At 61.2% G+C, this 13620-nt stretch carries 16 protein-coding genes; 7 read left to right on the plus strand and 9 right to left on the minus strand.

From position 1 onward, the window contains the following. Positions 1 to 24 precede the first annotated feature (24 nt). The 4 genes from LQ231_RS03270 to LQ231_RS03285 form a co-directional block, all read right to left on the minus strand. Positions 25 to 1584 carry a type II and III secretion system protein family protein gene (locus LQ231_RS03270; protein WP_113144055.1) on the minus strand — a complete coding sequence of 520 codons (1560 nt, stop codon included), beginning with the start codon at positions 1582 to 1584 and terminating at the stop codon, positions 25 to 27. 14 nt (positions 1585 to 1598) lie between these two features. Then, positions 1599 to 2417 (minus strand): Flp pilus assembly protein CpaB, encoded by an 819-nt coding sequence (cpaB, locus tag LQ231_RS03275; RefSeq protein WP_230170265.1) that lies wholly within the window; start codon positions 2415 to 2417, stop codon positions 1599 to 1601. Between the two features lie 115 nt (positions 2418 to 2532). Further along, positions 2533 to 3045, minus strand: coding sequence for a prepilin peptidase (locus LQ231_RS03280; RefSeq protein WP_230170266.1), 513 nt, complete (start codon positions 3043 to 3045; stop codon positions 2533 to 2535). Positions 3046 to 3233: 188 nt separating this feature from the next. Continuing rightward, complete coding sequence (locus LQ231_RS03285; protein ID WP_230170267.1) at positions 3234 to 3416, minus strand: Flp family type IVb pilin; 183 nt, start codon at positions 3414 to 3416, stop codon at positions 3234 to 3236. Between the two features lie 488 nt (positions 3417 to 3904). Here LQ231_RS03285 and LQ231_RS03290 point away from each other — a divergent pair, with 488 nt between their 5' ends. The 7 genes from LQ231_RS03290 (at position 3905) to LQ231_RS03320 (ending at position 9338) form a co-directional block, all read left to right on the plus strand. Beyond that, positions 3905 to 4318: a pilus assembly protein N-terminal domain-containing protein gene (locus LQ231_RS03290; protein ID WP_113144059.1), complete on the plus strand. Its 414-nt coding sequence runs from the start codon at positions 3905 to 3907 to the stop codon at positions 4316 to 4318. A gap of 115 nt (positions 4319 to 4433) precedes the next feature. Next, a complete protein-coding gene (locus tag LQ231_RS03295; protein ID WP_230170268.1) occupies positions 4434 to 5069 on the plus strand; it encodes a TadE/TadG family type IV pilus assembly protein in 636 nt (211 codons plus the stop codon). Positions 5070 to 5089: 20 nt separating this feature from the next. After that, positions 5090 to 5668, plus strand: a complete 579-nt coding sequence (locus tag LQ231_RS03300) for a TadE/TadG family type IV pilus assembly protein (RefSeq protein WP_230170269.1) — start codon at positions 5090 to 5092, stop codon at positions 5666 to 5668. Between the two features lie 96 nt (positions 5669 to 5764). Continuing rightward, on the plus strand, positions 5765 to 6985 hold the full coding sequence (locus tag LQ231_RS03305) for a phosphopentomutase (RefSeq protein ID WP_230170270.1): 1221 nt from the start codon (positions 5765 to 5767) through the stop codon (positions 6983 to 6985). Beyond that, on the plus strand, positions 6982 to 7950 hold the full coding sequence (locus tag LQ231_RS03310) for an adenosine deaminase (RefSeq protein WP_230170271.1): 969 nt from the start codon (positions 6982 to 6984) through the stop codon (positions 7948 to 7950). Before LQ231_RS03305 ends, LQ231_RS03310 begins: the two co-directional genes overlap by 4 nt. Before the next feature lie 107 nt (positions 7951 to 8057). Beyond that, positions 8058 to 8687, plus strand: coding sequence for a uracil phosphoribosyltransferase (gene upp, locus LQ231_RS03315; RefSeq protein ID WP_007600359.1), 630 nt, complete (start codon positions 8058 to 8060; stop codon positions 8685 to 8687). Between the two features lie 123 nt (positions 8688 to 8810). Then, complete coding sequence (locus LQ231_RS03320; RefSeq protein WP_113144064.1) at positions 8811 to 9338, plus strand: TIGR02281 family clan AA aspartic protease; 528 nt, start codon at positions 8811 to 8813, stop codon at positions 9336 to 9338. Between the two features lie 7 nt (positions 9339 to 9345). On the opposite strand, the gene deoA is transcribed toward LQ231_RS03320, so the two are convergent. The 5 genes from deoA to LQ231_RS03345 are packed head-to-tail and all read right to left on the minus strand — an operon-like array spanning position 9346 to position 13613. Further along, positions 9346 to 10662 carry a thymidine phosphorylase gene (gene deoA, locus LQ231_RS03325; RefSeq protein ID WP_230170272.1) on the minus strand — a complete coding sequence of 439 codons (1317 nt, stop codon included), beginning with the start codon at positions 10660 to 10662 and terminating at the stop codon, positions 9346 to 9348. 16 nt (positions 10663 to 10678) lie between these two features. Next, complete coding sequence (deoC, locus tag LQ231_RS03330; RefSeq protein ID WP_230170273.1) at positions 10679 to 11449, minus strand: deoxyribose-phosphate aldolase; 771 nt, start codon at positions 11447 to 11449, stop codon at positions 10679 to 10681. Then, on the minus strand, positions 11442 to 12251 hold the full coding sequence (locus LQ231_RS03335; RefSeq protein ID WP_230170274.1) for a purine-nucleoside phosphorylase: 810 nt from the start codon (positions 12249 to 12251) through the stop codon (positions 11442 to 11444). Before LQ231_RS03335 ends, deoC begins: the two co-directional genes overlap by 8 nt. Further along, a complete protein-coding gene (locus LQ231_RS03340; protein ID WP_113144068.1) occupies positions 12248 to 12640 on the minus strand; it encodes a cytidine deaminase in 393 nt (130 codons plus the stop codon). The genes LQ231_RS03335 and LQ231_RS03340 overlap by 4 nt, the downstream gene beginning before the upstream one ends. A 1-nt stretch (position 12641) precedes the next feature. Next, the gene (locus LQ231_RS03345) at positions 12642 to 13613 is read right to left on the minus strand and encodes an ABC transporter permease (protein ID WP_113144069.1); all 972 of its coding nucleotides are present in this window, start codon (positions 13611 to 13613) and stop codon (positions 12642 to 12644) included. Positions 13614 to 13620: the final 7 nt, after the last annotated feature.

Below are 13620 nucleotides of genomic sequence, written 5' to 3' on the forward strand. Positions count from 1 at the left end.
TCATTGCGATCTTGAAACCTCCGCTCACTTGTAAATAAACCCGACGGCACCGTGATACTGGCCGGCGGAACCAGCGGTTTCGCGGCGGCCATAGACCTTGTTCACCCGATTGAGGAAGAAGGTTGCGCCATCGTTTTCAGGGTTGAAATTGTCATCGGGACGGGACAGCGCACCACGGGCCACCGGGCGCACCAGATAAGGCGTCGCGATGATCACCAGTTCGGTTTCGCTACGCTGGAAGTCCTTGCTGCGGAACAGTGTGCCGAGGATCGGTACCTTGGAAAGGCCTGGCAGTCCCGACATGGCTTGGCGGATGTTGTCCTGCACGAGGCCGGCAATCACGATCGAACCGCCCGACGGCAACTCGACGGTTGTCGAGGCCTCGCGCTTGCGGATCGACAGATAGGTCGATCCTGGGATTGAATTCGAGGTGTTGCCGGTGACAACCGAGCCCTCCCAGGTCGGTTCAGACACATTCGTCTCGATTTTCAGGCTGATCCGCCCTGGCGCCAGCACGACGGGACGGAAATTCAGTTCGATGCCATAGTCGACCGTCTCGCTGGTACGGCTCAGCGTTGCCTGCCCCGTCTCGTTGTCGACGTCGATTTCCTGCTCGGCGGCCATGCGATATTCGCCGCCGACATAGAACTTGGCCTGCTCGCCGGAGATTGCCGTCAGGCTGGGCTCCGCCAGGGTGCGCATGACGCCGGCCTGTTCCATGGCATTGATATAGGTGGTGATGCCCAGGCCACCGATGCCGGCCGTGATGCTGGCCGTGCTTGTTGGGTCGATGGAATTGCCCAGGTTGGATGGGTTGGCATAGCTGATCCCGGTCGAACCGTCGGAAATGCTGCCGGAGAAACCAAGCTGTTTCAGCACCTGCCGGCTGACTTCCGCAACGGTGACCTTCAGCGTCACCTGATCCTCGCCCTCGATCTGCAACAGGTTGACGATCTGCGATTCCTGTCGCGCTTCGGCATAGATTGCCACGTCACCGCCATTGTCCCCGCCCTCGGCTGTCAGGTTGCGCGTGGTGGCTTCACCGCCCTGCAGGAAAGCCTGTGCCAGGCTTTGTGCACGTGCCGCGTCCTGTGGTGTGCGTACACTTCCGGTCAGCACGATATTGTCGGACACGATCTCAATCTTGATATCGGATTCAGGAATGAAGCGGCGCAGATTGGCTTCGAGGCCGGCGATATCACGCTCGATCTCGATATCGAGGCTGATGATTTCCTGGCCGTCGGCGCCGAAGATGAAGATATTGGTTTGCCCGACGGTCTTGCCGAAGAGGTAGATTCGGCGCGACGAGCGCGTCACGGCATCCGCCATCGTCGGATCAGCCACCAGGATGTCATGCGCGTCGGCGGGCAGGTCGACCACAAGCGCCTTGTTGAGGCCGAGCTTGACGGTCTTGCGCCGGCCGGGACCCGCATCGGTGATCCGCAGCACGCTTTCCTGGGCAGCTTCCGCGGCGGGAAGCTTGAAGGCATATTGGGCAAAATGGTTTGGAATGCTGGTGAAGGCCAGAGCGAAGGCGACGCTGCCGGCCAGGGAAACACGAATTCTTTCGCGGATGCTTTTCATTGTGTGTCCCCCACTCACTTCATGGAATCGGCGGCTGAGCTGGTGGATTTCACCACCGCGCCCGACTTGATGACCTGGATCGTCGGCTGACCGGAACTTCCGCTCAGCAGGTAATCGGCGGCGGTGGTATCTTCTTCCTGGGCGTCGGCAACCGAGCGCAGCGCCAGCGACAGCCGGTCGGCCATCTGCTGTGCGACGGCCATTACCTTTGTCTGGTCTGGTGTCAGTTCCAGTGTTGCCGTTGTCGCCAGCACGGATTTGGAGCCGTCCGGCTGTTCTTCGATCTGTTGGTCGACCGCAAGCACGCGCACGTTCGACAGCACCGTTTCCGTCAGATAATTGTCCGCGTCACCCTTACGAACCATGATCACATCGACCCGGTCATTCGGCAGGATGAAACCGCCGGCGCCTGTGGCAACCGAGATTTCCGTGGCGACGGCGCGCTTGCCCGACGGCAGCAGCGACGAGAGGATGCGGGAGGAGGGATCGGCAATTTTTTCGCGCCGCAGCGGTTCACCCTCAAACAGCGGCAAGCGAACCACGACGCCCGTCAGTTCGGTGACGGCCTGCGGTCTGGTGGTTTCGGTAATGAAGCCATCGACGACGCTGCCTTCCGGCCAGGCCATCCAGCGCATGGCGCTTTCATCGAGCCTTGCACCGACAGGCAGGTTCTTGGCCGACACAAGCACATTGATCGTCGGTTCCCGCTCGACCACGGCATCGGCTTGCTGAATGGTGACGGATGTTCGCCCGCTGAGACGCATGGCCAGCAGACCGGCCATGCCGGCGGCCACGATGGCAACTGCGAGGATGATGATACGAGCGGGCTTCATGATCGATCCTTGGACGGCACGACAGATTCTGCCGACCAGATTGATCAGGAATTGGTGTACTTATAGTTAATAAGACGCTTACAATTGTGGTTAACGGGAAGTTTCTTCGCCGCGATCAGCCGAGGCTCTTGATCGTGGCAAGCACCAGGGGAGACTGCGGATAAGTCATCAGACCTGCGGCTCCGATCGCAATGCCGTAAGGCACCTTTTTCGCCTGCATCAGGGTTTGCGGCAGTTTCACGCCGATGATGGCCACCTTGTCCCAATTGGCTCGCAGCAGAATGATCAGCACCGTCAATGCGCCACCGAGATAGCCGGTATAGGCGAGAAAGGCGAAGAGCGATGGATTGAAACCGAACCAGATCGCCGCGGCGGTCAGCAATTTGGCGTCGCCGCCACCCATGACGTTGATAGCAAAGAGACCGAAGCACACGGCAAAGACCATCGCGGCCGCCGCCAGATGCCAGCCGAATTCGACCAGGGTCAGGCCGCTGAAGGGAGCAATCACCAGGAACGTCGCGAGAAGAACGGCGGGAATCCTGTTGGGGATCGTCATTTCGAGAAAATCGGTCAGCGCTGCCAGGATCAGGCAGATCGGGAAGATCAGGAAAATGACTGCTGAATACATCGTAAGCACATCTCCGTCCGGAAAGCTTGGATAGTAGCGCTGGCGCATTACGAAATCGGAAACAACTGGATGCTGAATCTCAGTGAATCAATGCTGTAAAATGCAAAAGCCGCCCCAATAGAAGAGGCGGCTTATGCAATCGTTCATCGGCGGTTGCGGGGCAGTTGCCCCGCTGGCCAGACGGCGAATTAGTATCTTGCCGCAGCGTCGGTCATCTTGGTCGAGAGTTCGCCGAACTGTGTGTTCAGCGCGTTGCCAAGGGTGCTGGCGCCGGTGATGAGGGCGACGGAAATCAGAGCGGCGATCAGGCCATACTCGATTGCGGTTGCGCCAGACTCGTCCTTCATGAAACGTGCAAAAATCTTGGTCATGTTACTCTCCTGCTCCGCAAGGGTTGATCAGCACTGCCGGCAACTGTTTTCCGCTGCTCGGATGACTGCAAACTAACGCCGGCCCCTTGCCATCGACTTAAGAAAGACAGTTACCGCTTGATGAATTCCGGGTTGCATGAATTGTAGTAAACAAAGAAAACCGAAAGTGGATAAAATACCGAGGATGGCGCGGTTGTCCGGTAAAAACTGTTTTAAAACAGGAGCTTGGAAATTGCGGTCCGCACCGCTGCCGGCGCATGGCGAACCCTGTTCGGTACCCGATCGCTCACATTCGAGCCTACCGATCGGTGGATCTGTCCATTTTTGGTACGAACGGTTCTGAGCCCGGTCAGATTTCGTCGCCTTTGGATGAAATTGACCGGTTGAAGCACCGCCATTGCGGCGGAAAATGCACTTAACGCTTCATTCACCAAAACCGGCCATGCTTGGCCAGAGCTCCGTTCACGCGTGCAACCCAAGGCAGGCCCATGTTCAATCGTCGTCTTTCTGTCGCCGCCACCGGCCTGGTCAGTGCAGTCTTGGCGCTCGGGTCGGTTTGCCTGCCGGCACAGGCGGATGAGGACTTTCTGCGTGTCTATATGAATAGCGCGCGAATTCTGAAGCTCGATCGCCCCGTCAGCAAGGTGATTGTCGGCAATTCCGAAGTCGCCGATGCGACGGTGGCGGATTCCCAGACCATTGTTCTGACCGGCCGTTCTTTCGGCACCACCAATCTCGTGCTCCTGGATGCCGACGGCAATGCCATTGTCGATGAGCGCATCCTCGTGTCGATCGATGAATCCAGCACTGTCCGTGTCTTCCGGTCGACCGCGCGCACGGTCCTGTCTTGCACCCCCAATTGCGAAGAACATGCGCAAACCGGTGCGGCGGCGGCAAACTGAACGGCGCTGCGTTTGGCGACCTGAACGCCTTTGCGCCAAATGTAAAGATTTCGGAAACGGAAAATCAACACTTGACCCGTAGTTTTCGGGGAGTTTCCGAATTCGGATGAGGGCGATGATCGCGCAAGACCAAGACCTGCGAGACAGTGGCAAGGCAGCCAGGACGCGTTTGCGTCTGTGGAAGAAACTGGCCCGCTCGCGCGACGGTGCGGCCGCCATCGAGTTTGCGATCCTGTCCATTCCCTATTTTCTGATCGTCTTCGCGATCATCGAGACCTTCGTCGCCTTTACCGCCGAACAATTGATCACCAACGCCGTCAACACGTTGGGCCGGCAGCTGCGCACGGGCGAGATCACCTACAACCTTAGCCGCGACAGCGACAAGGACAGGTCGGAATTTCGCACTGCCTTCTGTGACGAAATCAGCATCCTCATCAGTTGCTCGGCCGAGGAAATCGCCACGCCGAGCAAGCTCTATATCGACGCGCGCACCTTCGCGACCTTTGCCGCAATCCCGGATTACATCCCGCGTATGTCGGCGGATGCCCATGCCGACCTCAATCCCGCGAGCTTCGCCTTCACACCCGGCGGCCCCACGACGATCAACATGCTGCGCGCCTATTACCGGTGGCAGGTCATTACCGATCTCATTCGCCCTTACATCACCAATATTCGTCCGGCGGATGGCTCGATGCCGAGCGATTTCCTCATCGTTGCAACGACGGCCTTCCAGAACGAGAACTATCCGTGAGCAAGTTGGGAAACCACGCGATGAGACTGCTGACCGTCTCCCGGATATTGCGGCACCATCTTCGTGCGCTGCGTCACGACAGGGCTGGTGTCGGCGGTGTCGAATTTGCACTGATCGCGCCGATGTTGCTGGTGCTTTATCTCGGCGCCTTCGAGCTGACGATGGGGTTGAGTGTCGCAAAAAAGGTCTCCCTGGCAAGCAGCACCGTCGCGGATCTCGTTGCGCGCCAGGACAAGGTCACCAAGTCCAGCCTGACGGCCATGAGCAATGTTGCCCAGGCCATCTTTGTCCCCTATGCGTCAGACGATCTGCTGATCAAGATCAGTGCTATCCAGATTGATGCAAACCAGTCAGCGAAGGTCGTCTGGTCATGGTCGACCACGGGAACGGCGCCCTATGCCGCCAATGCGGTAACCGACGTTCCGTCGGGAATGCTGGTTGCCAATACCTTCCTCATCCGCAGCGAACTCAGCGTGACGCATGAACTGCTGATGTATATGCCGAACTTCTCCGGCAGTGAGATCAAGCACCTGACGCTGGCGCGCGAATTCTTTTTCCGCCAACGCCTTGGCGACGATATCTCCTGCACCGACTGCTGATCCCTGCAGCCATTTGCCAAGCCTTGGCCCAATCGTTATTGGTGATCCGGAAACGCTGGCAGCCATGAGGATAACCCTGCCGGCAACGGATTAGGCATGGCACGCGCATTTCTCTTTGTTCTCGATTCCTTCGGCATCGGCGGCGCGCCGGATGCGCTCAGCTATGGCGATGACGGGTCCGATACCCTTGGCCATATCGCCGAATTCTGTGCCGCCGGCGCCGGCGATCGCAAGGGCCTGCGCCATGGTCCCTTGAGCCTTCCCAACATGTCGGCGCTTGGCCTTGTCACCATCGCCAAGATGGCGTCCGGCTCGGCCCCGGCCGGAATGCTGATGCCCGATCGGGTCTTCGGGCTGCATGGTGCCGCAAGCGAGGTGTCCAAGGGCAAGGACACGCCGTCCGGACATTGGGAAATCGCCGGCACGCCTGTCATGTTCGACTGGGGATACTTCCCGCTGGGCGATGAGGCTTTCCCTGCCGATCTCGTCGAGGCGATCTGCCGGGAAGCCAATATCCCCGGCATTCTCGGCAATTGCCACGGCTCCGGCACCGATGTTCTTTTGCGCTTCGGCGAGGAGCATATCCGCACCGGCAAGCCGATCTGCTACACCTCGTCCGACTCGGTCTTCCAGATCGCGGCGCACGAGAAGCATTTCGGCCTCGAGCGCTTGCTTGAACTCTGCCAGATCGTCCGCAAGCTGCTCGACCCACTCAATATCGGCCGCGTCATCGCCCGTCCCTTCATCGGCGAAACCGCCTCGACCTTCGAGCGCACCGGCAATCGCCGTGATTACTCGGTGCTGCCGCCGGAAAAGACGCTGCTCGATCGTCTCGTCGCAGCCGACCGCAAGGTGCATGCCGTCGGCAAGATTGCCGATATCTTCGCCCATCAGGGCATCAGCCGGCTGATCAAGGCCAATGGCAATGCGGCCTTGATGGATGCGACGCTGAAAGCCATGGACGAGGCTGAGGACGGCGATCTGGTCTTCACCAATTTTGTTGATTTCGACATGCTCTATGGTCATCGCCGCGATGTGCCGGGTTATGCGGCGGCACTTGAAGCCTTCGACCGCCGCCTGCCCGAGGTGCACCGCAAGCTGAAACCGGGCGACCTCGTCCTGATGACTGCCGACCATGGCTGCGATCCGACCTGGCGCGGCACCGACCATACCCGCGAGCGTGTGCCGATCATGGCTTTTGGCCCCGGTATCAAGTCGCGCAATGTCGGCATCCGCAACACCTATGCCGATATCGGCGAAACCATTGCCGCGCATCTGGGACTTGCCCCGGGGCGCCACGGACGGAGTTTTCTGTGACCACACATCTGATCAAGGCCGAAGTGCACTGCCATATCGAGGGTGCTGCACCGCCGGCGCTGGCATTGGCCCAGGCGCGCAAATATGGCGTCGATCCGACTACCTTCATGCACGGCGACACCTATGCCTGGACCGATTTCGCCGAATTCATTCAGGCCTATGACAAGGTCGCAGCGCTTTTTCGCACGGAAGACGACTATGCGGTTCTCACCGAAAGTTACCTCCTGGAGCTTGCGGCGATCAACACGATCTACAGCGAGATTATCGTTTCCCCCGACCATGGCGACCGGATCGGCCTCGGTGCCGATGCCTATCTGGCGGGCATCACACGCGGGATTCACGAGGCCAAGGCAAAGACCGGTATCGAGGCGCGCATCATCGTCACCGGCGAGCGTCATTTCGGCCCGGAAAGCGTGATTGCCGCTGCCGAATATGCAGCCCGCAGCCACAATCCGCTGGTCACCGGCTTCAACATGGCCGGCGAGGAGCGCATGGGCCGGGTGGCCGATTATGCGCGCGCGTTCGATATCGCCCGCGATGCTGGCCTTGGCCTCACCATCCATGCCGGCGAAGTCTGCGGCGCCTTCAGCGTTACCGACGCCCTTGATCTGGTGAAACCGCAGCGGATCGGACATGGCGTCCGGGCCGTCGAGGATCCGGCACTGCTGCAGCGTCTCGCCGACACCGGTGTCGTGCTCGAGGTCTGCCCAGGCTCGAACATCGCGCTCAACGTTTATCCCGATTTCGAAAGCCACCCGCTGCGCCGTCTGCGTGACGCCGGGGTGCGTGTCTGCATCAATTCCGACGATCCGCCCTTTTTCCGCACCTCGCTGGCGCGCGAATACCAGATCGCGTCCGAGATCATGGGCTTTACCGACGACGAGCTCAACGCCATGACCCGCACCGCAATCGAGGCCGCCTTTGTCGATGAGGACACACGCACGGCACTTCTGGCCCGTCTGTGAGGTCGCGGCTGGGGAAGACGGCGCAAAATGAACGCCTGCTCTTGCGGGTATTCGCTGGAATGTGAAAATAGACGGACAATCGCACAAGAAGAAAAGAAGGCTCGATCATGGACGGCGTCACAGTCATCAATCACCCCCTCGTGCAGCACAAGCTGACGATCATGCGCCGCAAGGAAACCTCCACGTCGAGCTTCCGCCGGCTGCTGCGCGAAATCTCGACGCTGCTCTGCTACGAGGTCACCCGCGATCTCGAACTGACCATGGAAACCATTGAGACGCCGCTCACCGAAATGCAGTCGCCGATCCTCGAGGGCAAGAAGCTGGTTTTCGCCTCGATCCTGCGCGCCGGCAACGGCCTGCTCGAAGGCATGCTGGAGCTGGTTCCCGCAGCCCGCGTCGCCCATGTCGGCGTCTACCGCGACCACGAGACGCTGCAGGCGGTCGAATATTACTTCAAGGCGCCGGACGCGCTTTCGGAACGTCTGGTGATCGTCGTCGACCCGATGCTCGCCACCGGCAATTCCTCGATTGCCGCGATAGAGAAGCTGAAGGAGCGCGGCGCGAAGAACTTGCGCTTCCTCTGCCTTCTGGCCGCGCCCGAAGGCATCAAGAACTTCCAGGAAGCCCATCCGGACGTGCCGATCTTCACCGCCTCCATCGACAGCCACCTGAACGAGAAGGGCTATATCATGCCCGGCCTCGGCGATGCCGGCGACCGCATGTACGGCACGAAGTGAAGTCTTAACCACATCTTTGAAATTGACGGCCCGTTGCCCCGCTTCGGGCCGTTTTTGCGCCCGCGCTTATTTTCCGTCAGCGCGTCAATGGTAGGATCATCCGGTTGCAATTCTGGAGCGCCGATGTTCGTCCGCACCCTGATCACCGTGTCTTTCATCGCCTTGGCCGCCAGCCAGGTGCCGGCGGTGTTGCAAGTGTTGCATCCTCCCCAGGAGCCGGCGACAGCCACTCAGCCAGCGGCCACGACTCAGGCAGCGACACCGGCAAGCACTGCGCCACCCGGTCAAACCATGCTGAAAGCCGGCCCTGGCGGTCACTATGCCGGCAGCTTCAGGATGAACGGCAAGCAGGTCGATGGCATGATCGATACCGGCGCCTCGCTGGTCGCGATCAACGAGACGACGGCCCGGCGCCTCGGCTTTTCCGCCGCCACGCTCGATTTCAAATATCCGATCAACACCGCCAACGGCACCACCCAGGCAGCCCATGTCGTCGTCGATCGCATCGAGATCGGCAGCGTGCGCGTCAGGAATGTCGATGCTTTTGTGCTGAAGGACAAACAATTGTCCTCCAGCCTGATCGGCATGAGCTTCCTGAAGAAACTCAAATCCTACAGCGCTGGCGAAGGCACCCTGCGCCTCGTCCAGTAGCCAGCGTCTACTCCGCCGATATCCGCATGCCGATCACGGGGGCATCTGCTGGCTTACCGTCGCCGATCGTGTAGCAGTCTGCCACGGTCCTGGCCGCCTGCTCGGCGCTCGCCGGATCATTGGCCTGCACGAAGGCGATCGGCTCTCCCTTCGAAACCTTGCTTCCGAGAGGCCTGAAGCCGGAGATGCCGACGCCGTGGTCGATCGCATCGCTCGGCCGCTGCCGCCCGCCACCGAGCGCGACGACGGCAAGTCCGAGGCCCCGCGTATCGCAGGCGAACAGATAGCCGTCCCGATCGGCGAGAACCGGCACTTCCACTTGTGCGCGCGGCAGATAGTGTGTCGCCTTGTCCATGAAGTCCGCCGGCCCACCGAGCTCCGTCACCATGCGACCGAAGATCTCGGCTGCCTCGCCCGAGGCCAGGACCTTGCGGCAGCGCGCCAGCGCCACGCTGGCATCGCTCTCGACACCGGCATTGATCAGCATTTCGGCCCCGAACGCCAGCGTAACCTCTTCGAGCCGGGTGCCAGCCTTCTGACCTTTCAGGAATTCGACCGCGTTCAGAACCTCGATCGCATTGCCGGCGCAATCGGCCAAGGGCTCGTTCATGTCGGTCAGCAGTGCCGTTGTCTTGACTCCTGCGCCATTCGCCACCCTCACCAGCGAGCGCGCCAGCGCTTCGGCATCCTCGGGTTTTGCCATGAAGGCGCCATTGCCGAACTTCACGTCGAGCACCAGACTTTCGAGCCCCGCTGCGAGCTTCTTCGACAGGATCGAGGCGGTAATCAGCGGGATGGATTCGACCGTCGCCGTCACGTCGCGGATCGCATAGAGGCGCTTGTCGGCCGGTGCCAGGTCGCCGGTCTGGCCGATGATCGCGCAGCCTGCCGTGTCGACCGTCCGCCGGAAGATGGCGGGCGAAGGCATCACGTCATAGCCGGGGATCGACTGCAGCTTGTCCAGCGTGCCGCCGGTATGGCCAAGCCCGCGGCCGGAAATCATCGGCACGGCCAGCCCGCAGGCCGCCGCGATCGGTGCCAGCATCAGCGAAACATTGTCGCCCACGCCGCCGGTCGAATGTTTGTCGGCGATCGGCTTGCCGACGCCGGCCCAGGACAGGACCTCGCCGGAATCGCGCATCGCCAGTGTCAGTGCCACGATCTCATCCGGCGTCATGCCGCGGAAGAACACAGCCATGGCAAAGGCCGCCACCTGGCCTTCCGAAATCGTCTCGTTGGCGAGACCTTCGATGAAGCCGGTGATTTCCTCACGGGTCAGTGTGCCGCCATCGCGTTTGCGGCGAATGATTTCCTGCGGCAGCATGGTCTCAATACTCCCCTCAATACCCCGATGTGTTGGTGGCTGAGCGCTCACCGGAAAGAACGGCGACAATATCGTCCAGCAGGCCGGATGCACCGAAGCGGAAGGTCGAGGGGATCGCCCAGTCTTCGCCCATGATCGTGTCGGCCAGCCGCAGGTAGAGGCTCGCATCCATGACATTGGCAATCCCGCCGGCCGGCTTGAAGCCAACCTTCTTGCGGCTGTCGCGGATCGCCTGCAGCATGATGTCGGCCGCTTCCAGCGTGGCGTTGACGCCGACCTTGCCGGTCGAGGTCTTGATGAAATCGGCGCCGGCTGCGATCGACAGGTCGGACGCCTTGCGGATCAGGCTCTTGTCCTTCAGTTCCCCGGTCTCGAGAATGGTCTTCAGGATCGCCGATCCGCACGCCGCCTTCACCGCGGTCACCATGTCGGTCACAGCCTGTTCATTGCCCGCCATCAGCGCGCGGTAGGGAATGACGAGATCGATGTCGTCGGCGCCATCGGCCACCGCATCGCGCGTCTCGGCCAGTACATCCTCGATCTTGGCATCGCCGGCCGGGAAATTGACCACGGTGGCGATCCGGACCGGGCTGTTGGGGCCGAGCAGCGTGCGGGCCTGCATGACGAAGCGCGGCCAGATGCAGATTGCTGCTGTCGGGCCGAACGCCGTCTGCGCCCTGGCGCACAGGCTGACGATCTGCTCCGGCGTGCAATCGTCCTTCAGGTTGGTCAGGTCAAGCAGCGACAGGGCGCGTGTCGCGACAGCGCGCAATTCGTGATTATCCAAGATCTGTTCCTCCGCCGGCGATCATCCGCTTCAGGATGGCGGCCAGCCGTTTGCCGCCGATCGGCGCCATGTCTTTTGTCTCTTCGTGGCTCAGTTCGCCGCCGGTCATGCCAGCGCCGAAATTGGTGATCACCGATGCCGCCGCCACGCGCAACCCGTAAAATCGCGCCAGGATCACTTCCGGAACGGTCGACATGCCCACGGCATCCGCCCCCAGAACCCGCGCCATGCGGATTTCCGCCGGCGTTTCGAAGCTTGGTCCAGAAAACCACATATAGACGCCCTGCGATAGCGGCACGCCTTCGGCCGCTGCCGCATCGCGGATCGCCCGGGCGAGGGCGGCATCATAGGCCGACGTCATGCCGACGAAGCGGCTGTCGCTCGGCTCGCCGATCAGCGGGTTGCGGCCGGAAAAATTGATGTGGTCGGTGATCTGCATCACCGAACCGGGCGGCATGTCTTCGCGCAGCGAGCCAGCCGCATTGGTCAGGATCAGCGACTTGACCCCTAAGCCCATCAGTGTCTCGATCGGCACCCGCATCGCGCTGGCATCGCCATGTTCATAATAATGCACGCGCCCGGCCAGCATGATAACCGGCTCTTGCCCGAGGTAACCCGCAACCAGCGTTCCGGCATGGCCGGACACGGCGCTCACCGGAAAGCCGGGAAGCTCGCTATAGGGAATGCGGATCGCGTCGCTCACCTCGTCGACCAGCGAGCCGAGGCCTGAGCCGAGCACGATGGCGATGCGCGGCATCAGCCCGTTCAGCCGCTCGACCAGCAGATCGACGGCGGCCTTCATCCGAGCAACTCGGTCTTGAAGCTGAACGGCAGCAACTCGTCCATGGTGATGGTCTTCTGCACGCCGACCTCGTCGCACAGATAGATCTTGGTGCTGGCGCTGGCGAATTCCGAGATCTTCTGCCGGCAGCCGCCGCAGGGCGGGCAAAGTGCCAGCTTCTCGGCGATGACAGCCATTTCGACGATCTTTTTAGCCCCACCCATGATCATGCAGCCGATCGCCGTCGGTTCGGCACACCAGCCCTGCGGGAACGACAGGTTCTCGATATTGGCGCCGGTATAGATCCGGCCGTCATCGGCGCGGATTGCCGCGCCGACCGGGAATTTCGAATAGGGCGCATGCGCGAATTTCATCGCATCGCGTGCGGCCTCGAACAGGTCGTGAGCCATTCTAGCGCTCCTTCGTATAGGGCACGCCACCGGCCTTGGGCGGGTTGGCAGCGCCGATAAAGCCTGCAAGCAGGATGCAGGTCAGGATATAGGGCAGGGACTGGAAGATCTGTACCGGCACTTCGCCGATCAGCGGAACCTGCTTGCCCTGCATGAAGTTGGCCAGCGCATCGAGAAAGCCGAACAAAAGGCAGGCAAACATCACCGGAACCGGCTTCCACTTGGCAAAGATCAATGCCGCGAGCGCGATAAAGCCCTTGCCGGCCGACATGTCCTTGATGAAGGCCGCCGATTGCGCGATCGCCAGATAGGTGCCGGCAAATCCGCAGAGCAGGCCGGCGACGATCACGGCACGGTAGCGCAGCCAGGTGACCGAGATGCCGGCGGTATCGACTGCACCCGGATTTTCACCCACGGCCCGCAGTCGCAAGCCAAAACGGGTGCGGTAGAGCACCCACCACGACAGCGGCACGGCAACGAAGGCGAGATAGGTCAGGATATTGTTGCCGGAAATGACATTGGCGTAGAGCGGCCCGATGAACGGCACATCGCGAACCGCATCCGCGCCCGGCAGCTTGATCGGACCGAACCGCCCGTCAGCCGGCAGCTGCGGCGTGCGTCCACCCTGGCTGAACCAGGCCTGGCCGAGCACGACGGTCAGGCCGGCGGCGACGAAGTTGATCGCCACGCCCGAGACGATCTGGTTGCCGCGATTGGTGATCGACGCAAAGCCGTGGATCAGCGAGAACCCGATCGAGACGCCGACGCCCGACGCAAGGCCGATCCATGGCGAGCCGGTGACATAGGCAGCCGAGGCCGCGGCAAAGGCCGCCGCCAGCATCTTGCCTTCCAGGCCGATGTCGAAAATGCCGGAGCGTTCGGAAAACAGCCCGGCAAGGGCGGTGAAGATCAGCGGGATCGACAGGCGGATGGTCGAGCCGAGAATGCTGACGACGATATCGAAGAAATCCATCGGACGG

It is taken from the genome of Rhizobium sp. CECT 9324, from assembly GCF_918741265.1.
Classification (GTDB): Bacteria; Pseudomonadota; Alphaproteobacteria; order Rhizobiales; family Rhizobiaceae; genus Allorhizobium.